The sequence below is a fragment of the Polynucleobacter sp. AP-RePozz3-80-G7 genome, from assembly GCF_018882145.1.
Taxonomy (GTDB): domain Bacteria; phylum Pseudomonadota; class Gammaproteobacteria; order Burkholderiales; family Burkholderiaceae; genus Polynucleobacter.
This window is the reverse complement of sequence record NZ_JACVPC010000001.1, coordinates 401,824-422,737: the sequence shown is the minus strand read 5'-3', so window position 1 is coordinate 422,737 and position 20,914 is coordinate 401,824. Positions and strand designations below refer to the sequence as shown.

The window sequence follows — 20,914 nt, the reverse complement described above, 5'->3', positions numbered from 1 at the left end:
ATATGGGCTTGTGATTGTTTACGAATACCCCTTTAACGAATTAGTTCGAAGCATGCTTCGACTGGAGTATTTGTTCGCCCGCTTTAACCACTTTGTCCGCTCTGATGACCCAGAGTTGCACCACAATGCCATCTCTGTTTTGTTTGATCTTGGTGACATCGGTGCACGCGGTGACATCAAGTCTTTACTACTCAAAGAATTTGAGCGTCAAAAATATGCACTTAATGGATTGAAGTCGTCACAAAAGGTTGATCAAGAGGCGCTGACACAAACTCTCTCAGAAATTGATTCCGTTGCTAGCAGTATTAATCAATCAACAGGCAGACCCAACTCTGTGATTACAGAAAGTGAATGGTTAAATGCGATTCGCACCAGATTAAATATTCCAGGTGGCACCAGTCCAATTGATTTGCCTAGTTATCATGCCTGGAAAAATAGTCCATCATCTGAGCGGCGTGAATTGCTTGAAAAATATGTTGGACCACTCTTGCCATGGCATGAGGCATGCCAATTATTTTTACGACTGTTACGTCAATCAGGTGAGGCTAAAGATGTGGTCGCACACAATGGATCTTTTCAGCAAGCTCCATCGGGCAAGGTGTATCAGTTAATGCGCATTGCCGTAGAAGACGATGCTTTGTTTTCTGAAATTAGCGCAAATAAATATTTACTCTCAGTTCGCTTCTTAAAGTCCGAACGCGATAAAAAAGCACAGTTAGTAAATGCTGACGTGCCATTCAAACTCACCCTCTGCCAGTTTTAAGTCAAAAGGGCTCTTAGCCTTTCCAGCATGGGCCAGGCGGCCGGTAATAAGGGTTCAACACTAGGCTTTTCGGCAGCAAGTAACTCCCACGATAAGGCTTGATTCTCACAACCTTTGGGGACTCCTCTCCAATCGCGAATAATGCTCACATGTAAGCGAACATAGGCATGGGGGTAATCATGCTCCAGAACGGTAAGCTCTTCACTAGATTGAATATCAATGCCGAGCTCTTCTTGAAGTTCACGCTTCAGCGCCTCGAAAACAGTTTCCCCTTTTTCGATTTTCCCACCCGGAACCTCCCAGTAACCAGCGTAGGGTTTGCCTTCAGGTCTCTGCCCTAAAAGATAGCGCCCTTCAGAATCCAGCAAGATTCCTGCTGCCACTTCAGTAACTGGACGATTGATTTCACTCATCAAAAAATCTTAAGATTTTGAACCTGCCCAATGCTTAGCAAATTGCCAAGCAACACGACCAGAGCGTGAGCCACGCTCCAATGCCCAGACCAAAGCTTCTGAACGCGCCACTTCAATTTGCGCAGCACTTAAACCAAAATGCTGCAACCAATGCGTCACGATCGCCAAATACTCATCTTGTTTTGGTGGATAAAAAGATAACCAAAGACCAAAGCGCTCTGATAAAGAAATTTTTTCTTCGACCACTTCACCAGGATGAATTTCACCATCATCGTTATGAACGTAGGTCTCGTTATCCTTCATATACTCAGGTAATAAATGGCGACGATTAGAGGTGGCATAAATCAAAATATTGTCGACTTGCGCGGAGACAGAGCCGTCTAAAGCTGATTTCATAGCTTTATAGCCAGATTCACCATCCTCAAACGAGAGGTCATCGCAAAAAATAATAAAGCGCTCTGGACGCTCAGCCAAAAGCTCAGTAATGTCAGCTAAATCGGCCAAATGCTCCTTCTCAACCTCAACCAGGCGCAAGCCTTGGCTCGCAAACTCATGCAAGCTCGCTTTGATCAGCGAGGACTTTCCAGTTCCCCTGGCACCAGTCAACAAAATATTATTAGCTGGCTTTTTCTGAATAAAGTTTTTGGTGTTATCGCGGATGGCATCACGCTGACGATCGATATTTTGTAAATCCTCAAAAGTAATATCTGCAACGTACTTGACGGGCTGCAAAAACCCAATGCTGCCAAAAATACTATCACGTCGACGCCATCTATATGCAGTAGAAGATTTCCACTGTTCCTCAGTCAGGGGCTTCGGTAAAAAAGTATCAAGATGGTCTAAAAGACGGTCTAATTTTTCATTCATATTCCGGATGGTCTTTTATGAGCGGTAATCTGCATTAATGGATACATAGTCATGCGATAAGTCACAAGTCCATATGGTTTGTGTAGCGCTGCCGCGACCCAAGTCAATCTTGACGGTGATCTCTGGGGCCTGCATGACCCTCTGACCATCAGCTTCCAGATAATCAGGATTGCGCCCACCATTTTTAGCAACCCAAACATCGCCCAGCCACATTTGTACGCGACCCACATCTAAATCGGTGACGCCTGCGTAGCCAATCGCTGCCAGGATGCGACCTAAATTAGGGTCGCTTGCGAAGAAAGCGGTTTTTACTAATGGGGAATGGGCAACTGCCTTAGCAACCAAGCGGCACTCCTCAGGAGTCTTTCCACCAAGCACTTCGATCGTCATAAATTTAGTTGCCCCTTCGCCATCGCGCACAATCATTTGCGCTAGCTTTCTAGCTAATGCAATTAATGCATCTCGCAAGATCGCATAACTAGGTTCGTTCGCTGATTGAATTTGCACTGACGACTGACCCGTCGCCATAATGATGAAAGAATCATTAGTGGATGTATCACCATCAATGGTGATCGCATTAAATGAAAGGTCCGCTATCTCACGAGTAAGACCACTCAAGAGGCCAGACGCAAATCCAGCATCAGTAGCAATAAATCCCAACATGGTTGCCATATTGGGATGAATCATGCCAGCGCCCTTACAGATACCGGTAATGGTCACCAATCCTGCAGGTGTTTGCACAGTTGCTGAAGTAGCTTTAGGCTGAGTATCCGTAGTCATGATGGCTTCAGCCGCATCAAACCAATTGTCCTCGCTAAGGTTTGCCACTGCCTTTGGCAAAGCGCTAATAATTTTCTCAATCGGGAGCGGCTCAAGAATGACCCCAGTTGAGAATGGCAGAATCTGCCCTGGATGAATCTTCAGATCCTTAGCCAAAGCTGCGCAGGTTTCTAAGGCGTGCTTTATACCAGATTCACCAGTCCCAGCATTAGCATTGCCGGTATTCACCACGAGGGCTCGGATTTCGCCATTACGACCCTCTTGCGCCAAATGCTCGCGACAAACTTGCACTGGAGCAGCGCAAAAGCGATTTAGAGTAAAAACGCCAGCGACCTGGGAACCAGGAGCTAAAGTCATCACCAATAAATCTTTACGATTTGCCTTCTTAATACCAGCTTCGGCGATGCCCATCTCAAAACCTTTAATAGGCTTTAATTCGGCTTTTTGGGGGAGGGGTAAGTTAACAGTCATAGTCTGATAATTGTAGATGAGGCTCAAAAATAAAGCGCACCTTCTGGGCGCGCTTTATTTTGGTTAAAACCCCATTACAGATACTACGCCTTGATTGGCAACTCCCGAATCCGCTTGCCAGTTGCTGCAGCAATTGCGTTGACCAGAGCTGGGGCCACTAAAGGCACCCCAACCTCACCCAAGCCACCCGGCTTCTCCTGACTTAGCACCAAATGCACCTCAACCACAGGCACTTGATTTTGTCGCAAGCTCGGGTAGTTATTGAAGTTGTTCTGCTGAACCCTGCCATTCTCGATTGTGATTTCATTGCTCAAGGCTGCACTCAAGCCGTAAATCACGCCACCAGTGAGCTGCGCCCTTGCTTGATCAGGATGTACCGTAATTCCGCAATCAGAAACGAACGTAATTTTCTTAACCTTGGTCTCTTTAGCCGCAGGATCCAATTCTAGTATGCAAGCAGAATAAGTGTCATAACACTCCATCTGTGCAACACCAAAACGCTTACTGCCAGGAACGTATCCAGACTTTTTCACCGCCAATTCAAGAACAGCTTTTGCTCGTGGGTGTTTGCTTAAAGATGCCATGCGATATGCAACAGGGTCTTTACCAGCAGCTTTAGCAGCTTCATCCACAAAACTCTCAATTGCAAATGCATTGAGAGCATTACTTACTGAGCGCCAATAACCTACTCGAAGTCCGGTATCCGTAATCACGTTAGTAATTTCTAGATTGGGAATCTCATAGGTAATATTGTTCGAGCCTTCCACCATGAATGGATCAAAACCATCTTTCACAAAACCAGGAAAGGCTCGTGCTGTCACTGACTGAGAAACCATTTTGGCTTTCAAGGAAGCTAACTGACCATTGGCGCCCAAGATTCCATCCACCTTATGAACACTCATAGGACGATAGAAGTCATGAGTAATGTCATCTTCCTTAGTCCAGAGCATCTTGACTGGCATGCCAGCCGCCTTAGAAATTTCAGCGGCTTGACGAATAAAGTCCAGCTCTAACTTGCGGCCAAACCCACCACCCAGGAAGGTGGTTTCAATCGTGACATCTTCTGGCTTAACCCCAGCAGCAGCTGCAGCTACCGCCTGCCCACCTTGCTGAAACTGAATTGGGCCAATAATTCTGCACTTGCCATTAGATACATCAGCAGAGCAGTTCACAGGCTCCATAGTGGAGTGGGCTAAGTATGGCAAAAAGTATTGGGCACTCAACGGCTTGCCATTTACAACGGTAGCGTTAGCATCACCCACTGTTTTAATCACAGCACCTTTTTTAGATAAACCTTCTTCTAAGGATTTACGAACAACAGCATTGCTCAGGTTCGCATTAGAGCCTTCATTCCAGGTAATTTTCAGGGCATCCCTACCCTTACGCGCTGTATAAAAATCTTTAGCCAATACTGCAACGCCATCCGAAATCTGGACAACTTTAATCACTCCAGTTACCTTCATTGCAGCGGAAGCATCAAAGGATGTAGGCGTACCTCCAATAACAGGGCATTGCGCTAAGGATGCAATTGCCATACCTGGAATCTTGACGTCAATTCCATAAACTGCTTTACCAGCAACTTTACTTGGCGTATCCAAGCGACGCATTGTTTCTTTGCCAATCACCATAAAATTCGCAGGCGACTTTAGGGTTGGTTTTTCTGGAAGGGGTAGCTTAGCTGCATCTGCAGCCAATTCACCATAGGTAGCTGACTTGCCACCTGAATGGGTTACCTTGCCATTCATAGCTTTACAGTCGGCAGCAGAAACGTTCCAACGTTGGGCTGCGGCCTGAATTAAGACTGTACGAGTTGCAGCTCCAGCAGTTCTTAATTTATCGAAGGCCTCACGAACTGAAGTTGAGCCTCCAGTAATTTGGCCACCCAACATCGCATTAATATAAACAGGAGCAACTCCGGCAATCTGCACCTGAATCATTGAGAGAGGTAAGTTTAATTCCTCAGCTAGCAAGGCTGGCAAAGAGGTATATACGTCCTGACCCATCTCAGAGCGAGCACAAATGAGGGTAATTTGATTATTGGGAGTAATTTGCACCCAAGCGTTTGCTAAGGCAGGCTTTGCAACATCCCCTAAAGCAGCCTCACTTGTCATCGGCAGATGCATCCCGACAACAAAGGCACCGCCAAGCGCAGCACTTTGCTGAATAAATTGACGACGGCTGTTGCTTTTTAAAGATTGATTTTTCATATGATCTTTACCCTTTATGCCAATTTATCTGCAGCGCGTTTGACTGCTTTTTCGATACGGGAATAGGTACCGCAGCGACAAATATTTCCGCTCATGGCATTTTTAATATCCTCACTACTAGGCTGTTTTTTCTTTGCCAATAAATCGGCTGCAGACATCATTTGGCCGGTCTGACAATATCCACACTGAGGCACATCGAACTCGATCCAAGCGTCTTGAAGTGCTTTCCCAACTTTTGCCGTTAAGCCCTCGAGAGTAGTAACTGACTTACCGCCCGCAACAGATACAGGGGTAGAGCAAGAACGGATGGCGGCACCCTCCAAGTGAACGGTGCATGCACCACAAAGTCCTGCGCCACAGCCATACTTTGGACTCGTGACATCTAAATGGTCTCGTAAAACCCAGAGAATCGGTGTTTCAGGATCCCCATCGAAATTAACGGCTTTACCATTGAGAGTAAAAGACACGGCCATAACGCCCCCTTAGTTAAATTTGAGATTTTGCAGACAAAGCAAATGTTTTCTACCTACAAATCATGACAGATCTCAGGGTCTCTAGGGGTATTAAATGATTAGGGATTCCACCAAGAAAAATGGCCCAGATAAATCTGAGCCATTGAAGCACTGTCGTGTGAAGATTAAAAATCTAAGCTAAGGCGCCGTGGCAGTTCTTGTACTTCTTACCGCTACCGCACGTACAAGGATCATTGCGACCCACCTTTGGACCTGTGCGCAGAGGTGCAGGCTGAATATCAATAGCGGCACCACGATCACCCGTTGATCCAGCAACCTCTTTCTCGGGATCGGCATGCTGATACTGGACATCAGAAAGCTTAGCCAAATCGTCATTCATCGACTCGGATGCCTGATCTAATTCATTGGCACTACGAATCTGAACCGTCATGATGTTTTTCACAACGTCATTTTTGATGACATTGAGCAATTCACCATACAGCTCAAATGCTTCACGGCGGTACTCTTGCTTAGGATCTTTCTGCGCGTAACCGCGCAAATGAATGCCCTGCCGCAAATGATCCAAAGCAGCCAAGTGCTCACGCCAGTGGCTATCCAAGCTATACAAGAGAACGGAGCGCTCAAAGCCTGCAAAAGATTCACGCCCAGAGAGTTCGACCTTTGCATCGTAAGCTTCTTTAGCGGACTGCAATACACGGTCAACGATTTCTGCATCATCTACAGTCTCGGCACCTTCAACCCAATTTCTGAGGTCAATTGTGAGGCCCCACTCACTGGCTAAAACGTTTTCCAGCCCAACTAGGTCCCACTGCTCTTCCATAGACTCCAGAGGAACATAAACCGAGCAAACGGAACGTAAAACATCTTCGCGCAAATTAGCAATTAACTCGCCAATATCAGCACTCTCAAGCACTTCATTTCTGAGGCGGTAAGTTTCTTTACGCTGATCATTAGCAACGTTGTCATATTCCAGCAATTGCTTACGAATATCAAAGTTGCGACCCTCAACCTTGCGTTGAGCAGACTCAATAGAGCGCGTCACCATACCCGCTTCAATCGGCTCGCCATCAGGCATCTTGAGACGCTCCATCACTGAACGTAAACGATCGCCTGCAAAGATACGTAGCAGCGGATCATCCAATGAAAGGTAGAAGCGGGAAGAGCCAGGATCACCCTGGCGGCCTGAACGACCTCTTAACTGGTTATCGATACGACGACTCTCGTGTCGCTCGGTACCAATGATATGCAAACCACCAGCAACTAGAACTTGATTGTGAATACTTTGCCACTCGTCCTGCAGCTGCTTAATTTTGGCTGCTTTATCAGCATCAGCTATAGCGCTATCAGCCTCAATCAATGAAGACTGTTTGCCAACGTTGCCGCCAAGCACGATATCAGTACCACGGCCAGCCATATTAGTAGCAATTGTGATCATTTTTGGCCGACCAGCTTGAGCAATAATTTCTGCTTCGCGAGCATGCTGTTTTGCATTTAAAACTTGATGCGGTAATTTGCGTTGATCCAATAGATTCGCAATCAACTCAGAGTTTTCAATCGAAGTGGTACCAACTAATACTGGCTGGCCACGTTCATAACAATCTTCGATATCTTTAATCACCGCGTCATAGCGTTCGCGAGATGACTTGTAGATCTGATCTTGCTTATCTTTTCTTTGGCTAATGCGATTTGGCGGAATCACAACTGTTTCCAAGTTGTAGATTTCTTTAAATTCATACGCCTCAGTATCGGCAGTACCGGTCATACCGGCTAGCTTGCCATACATGCGGAAATAATTTTGGAAAGTAATTGTCGCTAGAGTTTGATTCTCATTCTGAATCTGCACCCCTTCTTTGGCTTCAACAGCTTGATGCAATCCATCAGACCAACGACGACCTTGCATTAAACGGCCAGTAAATTCATCCACGATGATGACTTCGCCGCTCTGAACAACGTATTGTTGATCGCGGTGATAGAGAGTGTGTGCGCGCAGAGCAGCGTACACGTGATGCATCAAAGTAATATTTTGTGGCGCATAGAGAGATTCGCCATCATTGAGCGCGCCCAATTGAACCAATATAGACTCAGCCTTGTCATGACCTTGTTCGGTCAAATAAACCTGCTGAGACTTCTCGTCTACCCAGTAGTCGCCTGGTTTCTCGACACCTGTGCCATCAGCCTTCTCTTCGCCAATTTGACGTTCTAAATGAGATGGCAGAGCATTAATCTTGACATAAAGATCGGTGTGATCTTCAGCCTGACCAGAAATGATTAATGGGGTACGAGCTTCATCAATCAGAATGGAGTCGACTTCGTCAACGATCGCATAAGCCAAACCGCGTTGAACGCGCTGATCCAAATCCTGAACCATGTTGTCGCGTAAGTAATCGAAGCCAAATTCATTATTGGTGCCGTAAGTAATATCAGCGGCATAAGCTTCTTGCTTAGTGGTGTGATCCATTTGAGATAGATTCACACCTACCTTCATACCCAAGAAGTTATACAACTTAGACATCCATTCAGCATCACGCTGCGCTAAATAATCATTCACCGTAACAACATGAACACCTTTACCAGTTAAAGCATTCAAATAGACCGGAAGAGTGGCTGTTAAGGTTTTGCCTTCGCCTGTACCCATCTCGGCAATCTTGCCTTGATGCAAGGCTAGACCACCCAGAATCTGCGCATCAAAGTGGCGCATCTTCATGACGCGTGTGCTAGCCTCACGAACTACCGCAAATGCTTCTGCAGCAATATCATCTAAGGACTCTCCAGCGGCAAGGCGTGACTTGAATTCTGCAGTTTTTGCAGCAAGTACAGAGTCATTCAAAGATTGCAGGCTCGCCTCAAAAGTGGCGACCTTAGCAACGACTTTGCGATACTGTTTTAAGAGGCGGTCGTTACGACTGCCGACCAGGGTTTTAAGAAGACCGATTACCATGGGATATTGAAGAAAATTAAGTCCTTGAGTTTATCACCCGCAAGCCCATTTTTTATGAACTTTAGCCCCAAATCATCCCGCAAGCCCTCAGCTCACGACTGGATGGATTACCTACGTGAATCCGATGGTCTTGGGGGAATTTTGGCTAAAACCGAAGATCTAGCCAAACTCAAGACAATTATTAACTCAGCCCTAACGAAGCTTGATTTAAACCATCTGAGCCCAAAAATTGAAGCTGGTTGGCGCTCTGGCTCGCAGGATGAGCTATTTTTACTGGTCAGCAGTGCGAGCATCGCCAGTCGCTTACAGCAAATATTACCTAGTCTAATCAATGAGTTAGGTAAATCTGGCTTATCCTGCAAGGCAATAAAGGTGCGAGTAAAACCCGCTCCACCCGCTTGGGAAGTTAAACCTCGCCAAGATCAGCGTGAAAAGCCAAAAGGGCTAAATGAGGTTGCCAAAAAATCCTGGGAGTCCCTATTAGAGAAGTTAGGGCCTGACTCTGGTTTACGCTCCTCCATCGAGAAGCTGTTGAAAAATAAACCAAAGTAGACGAAAACTACTTCGGGCCCCTTAGAAAAAGAGGGGCTGGCTTTCCTGGGAATAAGCGCCTGGAGCCTTATTTTCAGCAAAGGAGCTGATTTCATAAGAGCTAGGGTCTTCCAAAAGCTTCCGCAAAAGTGCGTTATTGAGAGCGTGGCCTGATTTTTCGGCAATATAAGCTCCCACAATAGGGTGTCCGATGAGATACAGATCACCAATCGCATCTAAAATTTTGTGCCGCACAAATTCATCCTCATAACGAAGTTCTTCGTTATTCAAAATGCGGTGCTCATCTAAAACAATTGCGTTATCTAAACTACCGCCACGCGCTAATCCCATTTCTCGCAATGCTTCTACTTCGTGCGCAAATCCAAAAGTACGTGCACGACCAATTTCACTGCGGTAAGCTTGTTCTGCAAAATCAACCGCAAAGCGTTGCCCTGTTTTATCTACCGCCGGATGCTTGAAGTCAATCGTAAAATCTAACTTAAACCCAAAGAATGGTTCTAAGCGAGCAAGCTTATCGCCCTCGCGAACCTCTACTGGTTTTTTAATCACTACAAATTGACGTGGCGCATCTTGCTCTGCAATGCCAGCAGATTCAATTAAGAATAAGAATGAAGCGGCACTACCATCCATGATAGGCACCTCTTCACCGTCAAGCTCTATCAATAAATTATCGAGGCCAAGACCAGCACAGGCTGAAAGTAAATGTTCCACGGTAGATACACGCACACCATCCTTCTGAATAACAGAAGCCAATCTTGTGTCACATACAGCTAAAGCGGTTGCAGGAACCACTGACTGTTCAGGTGTATCCACCCGAACAAACTGAACCCCTGAATTTACTGGTGCAGGCTTGATAGAAATCGTCACCTTGCGACCAGAGTGCAAGCCAATCCCCACGGTCTTAACCGGAGTGGCAATGGTGCGTTGCTTCATCATATTTGGGTTTTAAATTCAGGGGGTATTAGTTATATTAGAGTTTGAATTACAGCTTTTTCAAGATGGAAGCGGCATCACTCACTTCAAACTTACCTGGAGCTTCGCGGTCAAGAGACTTTACAACACCATCTTCAATAATCATGGCATAACGATCTGAGCGAACACCAAAACCACGAGCAGTTAGATCTAACTCTAAACCAAGCTTTTTGGTGAACTCAGCACTGCCATCACCCAACATGCGAATCTTTTTGCCAACCTTTTGATCGCGTCCCCATGCGCCCATCACAAATGGGTCATTTACAGAAACACACCAAATCTCGTCAACACCTTTAGCTTTAATCGCATCGTAGTGCTCAACGTAACCGGGCACGTGCTTAGCAGAGCAAGTTGGTGTAAATGCACCAGGCAATGCAAACAACACAATCTTTTTGCCAGCTACTAGCTTTTCAACTTCAAAAGCATTTGGCCCTAAGGAGCAGCCTTCGGTCTCTTCATTCATAAATTCATAAAGAGTAGCGTTCGGTAATTTTTGTCCAACAGCAATCATGACATCTCCAATAAATAATTGTTAGTAAGCATGCCAACGCAAGCGCGGGATTCGTCGTCCGGAGGGGCGCCGCGCTGGCATTTCGCAATTACCTATTGTATTAAGCAGTTAATTAATCTGCTTGTTTACGTAAAAAGGCTGGGATTTCATAGTAATCAGCCCCTTTGTCCAACATAGATTTAGCCTGAGGAGAACTATCCGCACCTAATGTAGGCGCAGGAGTCGCCTCACGAGAGCTACGAAAAACCCGTGGCAAGTCATATTGGCTATAGTCAACACCAGTACTTGCCGATTGAGTTGCCATTGCTGGAGCACTACCTGTTCCAGTGAGAGCCAAACCTGCGCTAGTACTTAAAGCAGAATCCACACTGATCTTGCTCATTGCTGCTGATGCGCTAGCAGGAGCAAAGCTATTGAGGTCTGCCATCGTTGGCATTGCATCATGAGTACCAGTAGCTTGTCTCCAAACCACTTCAGGTTGGTTGTTTTTACGTGCTTGAGGATTATTCAAACCAGTAGCAACCACAGTTACACGTAAGGCATCGCCTAGGCTTTCATCATAAACGGTACCAAAGATTACGGTTGCATCATCAGCGGCATAACCACGAATCGCTGCCATGACTTCGCGAGTCTCAGATAACTTCAATGAACGGCTAGCTGTAATGTTTACCAATACGCCACGTGCACCTGACAGATCAACACCTTCAAGCAATGGTGATGCCACCGCAGCTTCAGCAGCTAAGCGTGCACGGTCCATGCCAGAAACAGTTGCCGTTCCCATCATGGCTTTACCTTGCTCACCCATTACTGTTTTAACGTCTTCAAAGTCAACGTTGATCAAGCCCTGAACATTGATGATTTCTGCAATGCCAGATACTGCGTTATGTAACACATCATCGGCACAAGCAAATGCCTTATCGAACTCAGCATCTTCACCCATCACTTCAAAGAGTTTTTCATTAAGCACAACAATCAATGAATCTACATATGACTCAAGCTCTGCTGCACCATTTTCAGCAACCTTCAAGCGCTTTACACCCTCAAAGTCAAAGGGCTTACTAATGACACCAACCGTCAAAATGCCCATTTCTTTAGCTACTTGAGCCACGATTGGGGCCGCTCCAGTTCCTGTGCCGCCACCCATACCAGCAGTGATGAACACCATGTGGGCGCCTTGTAATGTATCGGCAATGCGAGCACGTGCTTCTTCAGCAGAAGCTGCGCCGATTTCTGGTTTGGCACCAGCGCCTAATCCGCTAGAACCCAGTTGCAAATTCACAGATGCCTCAGAACGCTGTAAAGCGCCAGCATCGGTGTTCATGCAAATGAACTCTACGCCGTTAACACCGCGACGGATCATGTGCTGGACAGCATTGCCACCAGCGCCACCGACTCCAACCACTTTAATAATGGTCTTGCCAGCTGTTTCTTGATCTAACATTTCAAATTCCATATACCCTCCTAGGTAAATACGTACTACATTGACGACGACGAAAAAAACTTAAAAATTTCCTGCAAACCATTCTTTCATGCGCGATATAACACCTTGCAACGCGCCTGATTGAGAAACACGACGACCGCGCAATAACTGCGCTTGGCCTTCCATCAGCAAACCTATGCTGGTGGCATATCTGGGACTACGTAAGACTTCATGGAGATGGCCACGGTATTCAGGGGTACCAATACGGGCAGGCCTTAGGAAGACTTGTTCTGCCAACTCCACCATGCCCGGCATTAATGCGGTGCCACCTGTTAAAACAATTCCCGAAGAAACCATATCTTCGTAACCGGAGTCACGCACTACCCCTCTTACCAACGTAAATAACTCTTCAACACGCGGCTCAATGACTGCAGCTAATGCTTGCTTAGACATCGGGCGTGGCTCACGATCACCCACACCAGGAATATCAATCATTGCGGTTGGATCAGCCATCTCTTGACGAGCAATGCCGTGTGCAATCTTCAAATCTTCCGCATCAATTGTTGGTGTACGTAATGCCATCGCAATGTCATTAGTGATCTGATCGCCCGCAATAGGAATCACTGCTGTGTGACGAATCGAACCCTGGCAATAAATTGCAATATCGGTTGTACCACCGCCAATATCAACCAATACCACACCAAGCTCTTTCTCATCTTCGGTTAATACCGCCAAGCTAGATGCCAAAGGCTGCAAGATGAGGTCATTCACTTCGAGGCCACAACGACGCACACACTTCACAATATTTTGTGCTGCGCTTACGGCGCCAGTAACAATATGTACCTTCACCTCTAAGCGAAGACCGCTCATACCAATTGGCTCGCGTACATCTTCTTGGCCATCAATAATGAATTCTTGAACCAGGATGTGCAAAATCTGTTGATCTGTTGGAATGTTGATTGCTTTAGCCGTCTCCAATACGCGCTCAACATCACCAGAACCAACCTCTTTGTCGCGTATTGCAACCATACCGCTGGAGTTAAAGCTCACAATGTGGTTACCCGCGATACCTGTAAATACTTGGACAATCTGGCGATCGGCCATTACCTCAGCCTCTTCAAGCGCCTTCTGAATCGACTGAACGGTTGCCTCAATATTGACTACAACACCCTTCTTTAGTCCCTTCGATGCAGTTTGACCAACACCCACTACGTTGAATTGACCATCCGGAGCTAATTCAGCAACCAGGGCAACCACCTTGGAAGTTCCAATATCTAAACCAACCAAAATATCGCGATTGTCTTTACTCATTACCATTCCTCATTGCTTCAGCTCACTTTTTTTGCCATCTACTTCATTCTTTTTCAAGCTTGCAGAAGCAAGATGAACCGCAAAACCATTTGCATATCGCAAATCGACTGCATCTACTCGATTCGCCCACTTCTCTTGTACTTGTGGCCAATATTTAAATAAACGCGCCACACGTTCTTCCGTTAAATTTTTATCGGAGCTTTCCTCATCGCGGCCAAACTCTACTTTCATTCCGTTTGAGAGCTTGACGTGCCATGCGTAGCGCTCAGTCAGAGCAAGGCTAGTGACTTCTGAACCCCATGGTTTAAACCAGTTGTTGGCTTTTTCATAAAGACTCATCACTTCTTTGCTCGCATCTTCAGGGCCAGAAAAGTCAACTAAACGCACATCCTCACTCACCTCAGTAACGCGTCCAGTAAAGAGCTCGCCATGGGTATTCATTAGGATACGACTCTCAGCGCCACCCCAGGTACCAAAAGGCTTCTGCTCTTCAATACTCACCACTAAACCATTTGGCCAAACACGGCGGACATTGGCGTGTCGTACCCAAGGCATACTTTCAAAGCCTCGCTTCACATCTTCTAAACGAACACTGAAAAAATTACCCTGCACTGTTGCTAAAACTTGTTGCTTAACAATAGGCTTGTTGATGTGTTTCAATATTTGGCCAGTAACTGGCTCAATCTGAATCTGCTTCAAAGCGAAAACTGGTCGCTGACTTAGCCAAACCAAAATACCAATGACGAGCATTACCACAAAGCAGCGCAGCAAGAAACGACTCAGCTTCTCCATGCGCTCCGCATGATTCCAAAGCGGAGACATCAACATAGAGAAAATTTCACCGAAGCGATCCATGAAGTTGCTCATGCAGCAGCATCCTCTTTTTGATGCAACGTTTGACTGAGTAACCAAAGCACTAAATCTGCATACTCGATACCAGCAGCTTTGGCAGCCATTGGCACCAAAGAGTGGGAAGTCATACCAGGAGAAGTATTCATTTCCAACAAGTAAGGCTTACCGGTCTTTTGATCTAGCATTACGTCAGCACGGCCCCATGTACGACAACCCAAAGCTTTATATGCGGCCAAAGCTAATTCCTGGACGGCGGCATTGACTTCAGGTGCCAGTCCGGTAGGGCATAAGTACTGAGTTTCATCAGAAAAATACTTATTATGAAAATCGTAATTTGCTTGAGGCGGAATAATTTTGATCACCGGTAATGCTTCAGCCGTATTACCCTGACCAACTATTGGGCAAGTTAATTCATCGCCAATGATGCAAGTCTCTGCAATCACTTTTTTGTCTAATCCAGCTGCAAGCCTGTAAGCAGCGGGCAACTCTTCTGCGGACTTTACTTTCGTTAAACCCAAAGAAGATCCTTCATTTGCTGGCTTCACAATCAAAGGCAAGCCCAGGTGCTTCACGACTGCATTCCAATTGCTATCAGCAGTTAATTCTACATACTCAGGAGTAGCAAGTCCATTACTAATCCAGACTTGCTTAGTGACAATTTTGTCGATTGCTAGAGCAGAGGCCAAAACACCACTACCCGTATAAGGTAACCCTAACAACTCCAGCAATCCTTGGATGGTTCCGTCTTCACCAAAGCGGCCATGCAAGGAAATGAATACACGATCGAAGTTTTCTTTTACTATTTCGGTAGGGCAACGCAAACCCGTATCAAAAGCATGGGCATCAACCCCTTTTGCGCGCAAAGCCTCTAATACGCCATTACCTGACATAAGAGAAATCTCTCGTTCGCCTGATTTCCCGCCAAGCAAAACACCAACACGTCCTAACGACTTAAGATCTAGGCCAGCCAAGCTGGACTTAACGCGATCACCCCAAGAAATCAAATTAGCACCTACCTTAGACATTCTTTGCCTCCGACAGCGTATGTGGCAAAGCAGAAATTGATCCCGCACCCATCGTAATTAATACATCCCCATCTTTTAAAACCTGACTTAATTTTTCTGGCATCTCTGCCACGTTTGCAGCATAAGCAACTGCACTTGAATCCAATAAAACTTTAGAATTCTTGTCTTCAGCAATTGCGGCCTTTATTAAGCTCTTACTATCAGCCCCTGGAATTTTTGCTTCGCCCGCTGGATACACATCAGTCAGCACCAAAGCGTCAAAATTTTTGAGGACTTGAACAAACTCACCGAAGCAATCACGCGTTCTAGTAAAGCGGTGCGGCTGGAATGCTAAGACCAAGCGACGATCTGGGTAAGCACCTCTCGCTGCAGCTAAGGTTGCAGCCATTTCCACTGGGTGATGGCCGTAATCATCGATCAAGGTAAAGCTACCGCCAGATGCCAAAGGAATCTCTCCATAGCGCTGGAAGCGACGACCAACACCACCAAACTCAGACAGGGCTTTCATAATTGCTTCATCACCCACACCCAACTCTGTTGCTATACCAATAGCAGCCAAGGCATTGCAGACGTTATGCAAGCCTGGTAAATTCAGGGTGATATTTAGTGGGCCTGGTTTATTGCCATGCCTACGCACAGTACGACGGTCAACCGTGAAGTGCATCTGTGTACCATCCGCACGAACATTACTTGCGCGAATATCTGCATCCCCTGATAAACCATAGCGAAGTACTGGCTGAGATACAAACGGAATAATGTCGCGCACATTAGCATCATCAATACAAAGTACTGCTACACCATAAAAAGGCATGCGCTGAATGAATTGAACAAATGCCTGTTTCAATCTAGCCATATCGTGCTGATAAGTATCCATATGATCAGCATCAATATTGGTTACCACTTCCATAGCTGGAAATAATTGCAAGAAGGAGGCATCTGATTCGTCCGCCTCAACCACAATAAAATCTCCACGCCCCAAGCGCGCATTGGCACCTGCAGAATTGAGTTTGCCGCCGATCACAAATGTGGGATCTAGACCACCTTCAGCTAAAACGGATGCAACCAAGCTGGTAGTAGTTGTTTTGCCGTGTGTGCCAGCAATTGCAATACCCTGTTTCAGGCGCATCAACTCACCTAACATGACTGCGCGCTGAATCACTGGTACCTTCGCCGCGCGTGCAGCCAAAACTTCTGGATTATTGCCTGCAACAGCGGTGGAAATGACTACTGCCTCTGCCGTACCAATATTTTTAGGATCATGCCCAATATGAATAATTGCACCTAATTCTCTCAGACGCTTAGTGACTGCGCTATCCGCTAAGTCTGACCCTGAAACTTGGTAACCCAGGTTCAATAGCACCTCAGCAATACCGCTCATGCCAGCACCACCGATACCGATGAAGTGAATTTGCTGAACGATATTTTTCATATTCCCACCCCCGCACAATCTGCGCATACCTCAGCTACACGCTGGGTAGCATGTGGCTTTGCTAAAGCATGCGCACGTAATGCCATCTCTTTTAATTCTGTGCGATTAAAGTTCTGAATCATCATTGCTAAATCTTGTGGATTCAGTAACGTCTGCGGCAATAAAACTGCTGCGTTAGCATTTGATAAGAATTTCGCATTCGCAGTTTGGTGATCATCGATTGCAAATGGGAATGGAATAAGGCAAGATGCAACACCACAAGCTGCTATTTCAGAAACTGTCATGGCACCTGAACGGCAAATCACTAAATCGGCCTGTGAATACGCGGTTGGCATATCGTCAATAAAGGGGCGAATATCTGCCGTTACACCTAAGCCAGCATATCTCTGCTGTAGATCTACTAAATGCTTATCGCCCGCCTGATGAATCACTTTGGGGCGTGACTCCGCTGGAATTAATGCCAGCGCAGCCGGAAGACTTTCATTAAGGGCAGCAGCACCCAAGCTACCACCTACTACCAAGATAGATAAAGGCCCTTGGCGCTGGTCATAACGTGCTGCAGGCGCCAGCATGTGATCAAACTCTTCCCGAATCGGGTTGCCTACCCACTCTGCATGATCCATTGTGTTGGGGAACCCAGTGAGAGTCCGCATTGCAATTTTGCTCAACGCACGATTAGCACTACCAGCTACTGAATTCGCTTCATGCAAAACCAATGGACGTTTCAGAACTTTCGTGATTAAACCACCAGGGAAAGTAATATAACCACCCATACCTAAAACCACATTCGGTTTTAGGCGACGCATAATCTTCCAACTTTGATAGCAAGCGCGCATAAGATTAATAGGTAGCATCAACTTTGCCTTTAATCCCTTGCCACGTAGACCGCCGAACTCGACCGCCTCAAATGGGAAATCACAAGACTTCACGAGGCGATACTCCATGCCCGCTTGATTACCCAACCAAGAGACCTTCCAGCCGCATACCCGCAAATATTCAGCGACAGCGAGGCCTGGAAAAATATGTCCACCAGTACCACCAGCCATCACCAAGATTGAGGGTTTAGTCAAAGCTTCCCTCCACGCATGAGGATGCGATTTTCAAAATCAATACGCAGCAACATTGCAATGGCAACTGCGTTCATCAAAATGCCAGAACCGCCATAACTTACCAATGGCAAAGTCAGGCCTTTCGTTGGTAACAACCCAAGGTTCACGCCCATATTGATGAAGGCTTGCCAACCAATCCAAATAGCAACACCTTTAGCAGCAAGTCCAGCAAAGCTACGATCCAACTGCAAAGCAGTGCGGCCAATTAAGAAGGCACGACGTATGATCCAATAAAACAAGAAAATCACTACCACCACACCAACAAATCCCAACTCTTCGCCAATCACAGCCATAATGAAATCGGTATGCGCTTCTGGTAAATAATGCAATTTTTCTACGCTACCGCCAAGTCCTGTACCAAACCATTCGCCCCGACCAAATGCCATCAATGAATGGGTTAACTGATAGCCTTTATTGGCAGCGTTATCTACTTGCCATGGATCCATAAAGGCCAGCATGCGTCCACGACGAAATGGAGAGAGCGCAATCATGGTTGCGCCACTCATCAAACCAACTAGGATCAAGCCGCCAAATAATTTAGCATTGATACCGCCCAAAAAGAGAATGCCGAATGCAATCAAGGCAACCACTACGAATGCGCCCATATCTGGCTCAGCCATCAATAGACCACCCACCAGGGCAACTGCAATACCCATTGGTAGCATGCCCTTTACAAAGGAATGGAGATATTCCTGACGTTGAACGGTATAGCTTGCTGCAAATATCACAGCAGCAAATTTCATCAACTCGGATGGCTGGAAGTTCATTAACCCCAAAGGAATCCAACGCTTCGCACCATTCACACCTTTACCCACACCAGGAATGAGGACGGCGATCAGCAATAAAACAGTAAATCCAAAAATGACTGGTGAATAACGATCCCATACCTTAGTGGGAATCTTAAAAGCCCAGATGCCGACACCAATCGCAATCACCAAAGAAATCACGTGACGAATGAGAAAGAAGTTACTACTGTAATTTGCATACTTCGGTCCATCGGCCAAAGTAATGGAAGCCGAGTACACCATGACTAAGCCAATCAAGGTCAAGGATAAGACCGCCCACACAAGTAACTGGTCATACTCCATCATGCGCGAACGGGTTTGCTCTACGCCTGAAACAGCATCACGCAAGCCAGTGCGGAAGTTATCAATTCCACCTCTTGAAAAATTCCAGAAGCGATTGAGTCCAAGCCGATTTTTGGGGAAGAATTTTTCTTTTAAATTCATACCTGGACCCCTTCAAGGCGCATACCCAACTCTTCAACCTCTGCAGCAAATACTTGGGCACGTTCAACATAGTCACGGAATTGGTCTAAGCTTGCGCAAGCTGGTGAGAGCAATACCAAGTCTCCTGAGACTGCTTTTGAGGCAGCAGCCTGAACTGCAGAAATTAAATCGCCACAATTCGTACTTTGAATTCCAGAGCCAAGAGCCTCACCAATTGCAGCGCCATCTTTGCCGATTAGGAAAACACCCTTCACAAAACGTAACGCAGGTTCACGTAATGGACTGAAATCCTGGCCTTTTCCGTCGCCACCAGCAATCAACCAAATGCGCTTGCCAGACTCGTTGCTGCCTAAGCCATTTAATGCAGCGACAGTCGCACCTACATTAGTGCCTTTGCTGTCATCTACGTACTCAACATCCTTAACAATCGCAATACTTTGCACACGATGTGGCTCACCATGGTAATCACGCAAGCCATGTAACAGTGCATTCATAGGTAAATTAGCGGCGCGTGCTAAGGCTAGGGCTGCTAGCGCATTTAATGCATTGTGACGGCCACGTATTCTTAAGGCGTCAGCTGGGATAAGGCGCTTGAGGCGTAACGGCTCATCTTCTTCAACTACTGCGGATTTACGACGACGCTTAGGCTTAGGCTCAACATCTTCATCTACTTCAGCCCATACCAGCCAATCAATTCCACCAGCACGTAAATCATGCTCAATTCCAAAAGCGCCTTGCTCATCTGGGCGATTTGAGCCAAAGGTCACAATGGCTCTCTCTGCTTTTTGCTCTTCAGACAGTAGCCCCATTACAAGGGAATCATCGCGATTCAAAATACAAACTGTATCAATACCAAATATCCGTGACTTAGCTTGCGCGTACGCTTGCATATCGCCATGCCAATCTAAGTGGTCTTGAGTAATATTCAACACCGTTGCTGCCGTAGCATTCAAAGTATGGGTATAGACCAACTGAAAGCTGGATAACTCCAAGACCCAAACGTCTGGCATGTCTACGATTTGATCAGCAATATCCAAGCAGCTCATGAGCTTGTCTAATGCTGCAGGACTAATGTTTCCTGCCACAGCAACCTTCTTGCCGGCGCGCTCACAGAGTTGTCCGGTTAATGCGGTGGTAGTTGTTTTACCGTTGGTGCCAGTCACAGCCAGTACTGCAGCCGCATAACTCAACTCTTGCGCTTGTGACATACGACTTAAAGCAGAAATTGCGCGAGCAAAAAATTCAATCTCACTCCACACATCGATTTCAGCCTGCTCAGCCTTAACCAAGAAAGCATAGGTTGGGTCTTGCACCGGAGAAAGTCCTGGGCTAATACCAATCACATCAATATTATTGAGCAAGCTCTCATCTAAAGGGCCAAAACAAATATCTTTGAGGCCCGCAATCTGAAGCTCTTCCAGCCAGGCGTTTTGACGCTCAGTAAAAGAGGATTGCTCGCGCGTATCCGCTAAGCGGACTTCCGCACCATTTCGTAGGCACCACTTCGCCATAGCTACGCCAGACTCACCCAATCCCAGAATAAGGAATCGGCTTGGAGCCTGGTAACCCTCATCACTCATGAAGGCTGCATT

18 protein-coding genes are annotated in these 20,914 nt (G+C 46.4%); 2 read left to right on the top strand and 16 right to left on the bottom strand.

Annotation, left to right across the window (positions count from 1 at the left end):
- Positions 1-10 precede the first annotated feature (10 nt).
- A complete protein-coding gene (gene zapD, locus ICE90_RS02325; protein ID WP_215321374.1) occupies positions 11-763 on the top strand; it encodes a cell division protein ZapD in 753 nt (250 codons plus the stop codon).
- Here the strand turns inward: zapD and ICE90_RS02320 are convergent.
- The 6 genes from ICE90_RS02320 to secA all read right to left on the bottom strand — a co-directional run bounded on the left by ICE90_RS02320 (position 760) and on the right by secA (position 8,912).
- Complete coding sequence (locus tag ICE90_RS02320) at positions 760-1,176, bottom strand: NUDIX domain-containing protein (protein ID WP_215321373.1); 417 nt, start codon at positions 1,174-1,176, stop codon at positions 760-762. The genes zapD and ICE90_RS02320 overlap by 4 nt on opposite strands.
- A 9-nt stretch (positions 1,177-1,185) precedes the next feature.
- Entirely contained in the window at positions 1,186-2,043 is an 858-nt protein-coding gene (locus ICE90_RS02315) for an ATP-binding protein (protein WP_215321372.1), read from the bottom strand.
- Positions 2,044-2,058: 15 nt separating this feature from the next.
- The gene (gene argJ, locus ICE90_RS02310; RefSeq protein WP_216190729.1) at positions 2,059-3,294 is read right to left on the bottom strand and encodes a bifunctional glutamate N-acetyltransferase/amino-acid acetyltransferase ArgJ; all 1,236 of its coding nucleotides are present in this window, start codon (positions 3,292-3,294) and stop codon (positions 2,059-2,061) included.
- Between the two features lie 83 nt (positions 3,295-3,377).
- Positions 3,378-5,501, bottom strand: a complete 2,124-nt coding sequence (locus tag ICE90_RS02305) for a xanthine dehydrogenase family protein molybdopterin-binding subunit (RefSeq protein WP_216190728.1) — start codon at positions 5,499-5,501, stop codon at positions 3,378-3,380.
- Positions 5,502-5,515: 14 nt separating this feature from the next.
- Positions 5,516-5,974: a (2Fe-2S)-binding protein gene (locus ICE90_RS02300; protein WP_216154369.1), complete on the bottom strand. Its 459-nt coding sequence runs from the start codon at positions 5,972-5,974 to the stop codon at positions 5,516-5,518.
- Positions 5,975-6,146: 172 nt separating this feature from the next.
- Positions 6,147-8,912, bottom strand: a complete 2,766-nt coding sequence (gene secA, locus ICE90_RS02295) for a preprotein translocase subunit SecA (RefSeq protein ID WP_216190727.1) — start codon at positions 8,910-8,912, stop codon at positions 6,147-6,149.
- 54 nt (positions 8,913-8,966) lie between these two features.
- Here secA and ICE90_RS02290 point away from each other — a divergent pair, with 54 nt between their 5' ends.
- Positions 8,967-9,464 (top strand): hypothetical protein, encoded by a 498-nt coding sequence (locus ICE90_RS02290; RefSeq protein ID WP_216154367.1) that lies wholly within the window; start codon positions 8,967-8,969, stop codon positions 9,462-9,464.
- Between the two features lie 21 nt (positions 9,465-9,485).
- Here ICE90_RS02290 and lpxC read toward each other — a convergent pair whose 3' ends face one another.
- The 10 genes from lpxC to murD all read right to left on the bottom strand — a co-directional run bounded on the left by lpxC (position 9,486) and on the right by murD (position 20,902).
- Positions 9,486-10,400: a UDP-3-O-acyl-N-acetylglucosamine deacetylase gene (lpxC, locus tag ICE90_RS02285; RefSeq protein WP_215321367.1), complete on the bottom strand. Its 915-nt coding sequence runs from the start codon at positions 10,398-10,400 to the stop codon at positions 9,486-9,488.
- Between the two features lie 46 nt (positions 10,401-10,446).
- On the bottom strand, positions 10,447-10,947 hold the full coding sequence (locus ICE90_RS02280; RefSeq protein ID WP_215321366.1) for a peroxiredoxin: 501 nt from the start codon (positions 10,945-10,947) through the stop codon (positions 10,447-10,449).
- A gap of 112 nt (positions 10,948-11,059) precedes the next feature.
- Positions 11,060-12,400, bottom strand: coding sequence for a cell division protein FtsZ (gene ftsZ / locus ICE90_RS02275; RefSeq protein ID WP_216154365.1), 1,341 nt, complete (start codon positions 12,398-12,400; stop codon positions 11,060-11,062).
- Positions 12,401-12,448: 48 nt separating this feature from the next.
- Complete coding sequence (gene ftsA, locus ICE90_RS02270; RefSeq protein ID WP_216190726.1) at positions 12,449-13,678, bottom strand: cell division protein FtsA; 1,230 nt, start codon at positions 13,676-13,678, stop codon at positions 12,449-12,451.
- A gap of 9 nt (positions 13,679-13,687) precedes the next feature.
- A complete protein-coding gene (locus tag ICE90_RS02265; RefSeq protein ID WP_215321363.1) occupies positions 13,688-14,545 on the bottom strand; it encodes a cell division protein FtsQ/DivIB in 858 nt (285 codons plus the stop codon).
- Entirely contained in the window at positions 14,542-15,555 is a 1,014-nt protein-coding gene (locus tag ICE90_RS02260) for a D-alanine--D-alanine ligase (protein ID WP_255533270.1), read from the bottom strand. Before ICE90_RS02260 ends, ICE90_RS02265 begins: the two co-directional genes overlap by 4 nt.
- Positions 15,548-16,984 (bottom strand): UDP-N-acetylmuramate--L-alanine ligase, encoded by a 1,437-nt coding sequence (gene murC, locus ICE90_RS02255; RefSeq protein WP_216190725.1) that lies wholly within the window; start codon positions 16,982-16,984, stop codon positions 15,548-15,550. The genes ICE90_RS02260 and murC overlap by 8 nt, the downstream gene beginning before the upstream one ends.
- Positions 16,981-18,030, bottom strand: a complete 1,050-nt coding sequence (gene murG / locus ICE90_RS02250) for an undecaprenyldiphospho-muramoylpentapeptide beta-N-acetylglucosaminyltransferase (RefSeq protein ID WP_216191309.1) — start codon at positions 18,028-18,030, stop codon at positions 16,981-16,983. Before murG ends, murC begins: the two co-directional genes overlap by 4 nt.
- A gap of 20 nt (positions 18,031-18,050) precedes the next feature.
- Positions 18,051-19,322 (bottom strand): putative lipid II flippase FtsW, encoded by a 1,272-nt coding sequence (gene ftsW / locus ICE90_RS02245; protein ID WP_216190724.1) that lies wholly within the window; start codon positions 19,320-19,322, stop codon positions 18,051-18,053.
- The gene (gene murD / locus ICE90_RS02240) at positions 19,319-20,902 is read right to left on the bottom strand and encodes a UDP-N-acetylmuramoyl-L-alanine--D-glutamate ligase (protein WP_255533302.1); all 1,584 of its coding nucleotides are present in this window, start codon (positions 20,900-20,902) and stop codon (positions 19,319-19,321) included. The genes ftsW and murD overlap by 4 nt, the downstream gene beginning before the upstream one ends.
- Positions 20,903-20,914 lie beyond the last annotated feature (12 nt).

Bases quoted from the DNA above. Each gene is read 5' to 3' on its own strand.
- ICE90_RS02320 (WP_215321373.1), bottom strand. From the start codon at position 1,176: ATGAGTGAAATCAATCGTCCAGTTACTGAAGTGGCAGCAGGAATCTTG.
- ICE90_RS02315 (WP_215321372.1), bottom strand. From the start codon at position 2,043: ATGAATGAAAAATTAGACCGTCTTTTAGACCATCTTGATACTTTTTTA.
- argJ (WP_216190729.1), bottom strand. From the start codon at position 3,294: ATGACTGTTAACTTACCCCTCCCCCAAAAAGCCGAATTAAAGCCTATT.
- ICE90_RS02305 (WP_216190728.1), bottom strand. From the start codon at position 5,501: ATGAAAAATCAATCTTTAAAAAGCAACAGCCGTCGTCAATTTATTCAG.
- ICE90_RS02300 (WP_216154369.1), bottom strand. From the start codon at position 5,974: ATGGCCGTGTCTTTTACTCTCAATGGTAAAGCCGTTAATTTCGATGGG.
- secA (WP_216190727.1), bottom strand. From the start codon at position 8,912: ATGGTAATCGGTCTTCTTAAAACCCTGGTCGGCAGTCGTAACGACCGC.
- ICE90_RS02290 (WP_216154367.1), top strand. From the start codon at position 8,967: ATGAACTTTAGCCCCAAATCATCCCGCAAGCCCTCAGCTCACGACTGG.
- lpxC (WP_215321367.1), bottom strand. From the start codon at position 10,400: ATGATGAAGCAACGCACCATTGCCACTCCGGTTAAGACCGTGGGGATT.
- ICE90_RS02280 (WP_215321366.1), bottom strand. From the start codon at position 10,947: ATGATTGCTGTTGGACAAAAATTACCGAACGCTACTCTTTATGAATTT.
- ftsZ (WP_216154365.1), bottom strand. From the start codon at position 12,400: ATGGAATTTGAAATGTTAGATCAAGAAACAGCTGGCAAGACCATTATT.
- ftsA (WP_216190726.1), bottom strand. From the start codon at position 13,678: ATGAGTAAAGACAATCGCGATATTTTGGTTGGTTTAGATATTGGAACT.
- ICE90_RS02265 (WP_215321363.1), bottom strand. From the start codon at position 14,545: ATGAGCAACTTCATGGATCGCTTCGGTGAAATTTTCTCTATGTTGATG.
- ICE90_RS02260 (WP_255533270.1), bottom strand. From the start codon at position 15,555: ATGTCTAAGGTAGGTGCTAATTTGATTTCTTGGGGTGATCGCGTTAAG.
- murC (WP_216190725.1), bottom strand. From the start codon at position 16,984: ATGAAAAATATCGTTCAGCAAATTCACTTCATCGGTATCGGTGGTGCT.
- murG (WP_216191309.1), bottom strand. From the start codon at position 18,030: ATGGCTGGTGGTACTGGTGGACATATTTTTCCAGGCCTCGCTGTCGCT.
- ftsW (WP_216190724.1), bottom strand. From the start codon at position 19,322: ATGAATTTAAAAGAAAAATTCTTCCCCAAAAATCGGCTTGGACTCAAT.
- murD (WP_255533302.1), bottom strand. From the start codon at position 20,902: ATGAGTGATGAGGGTTACCAGGCTCCAAGCCGATTCCTTATTCTGGGA.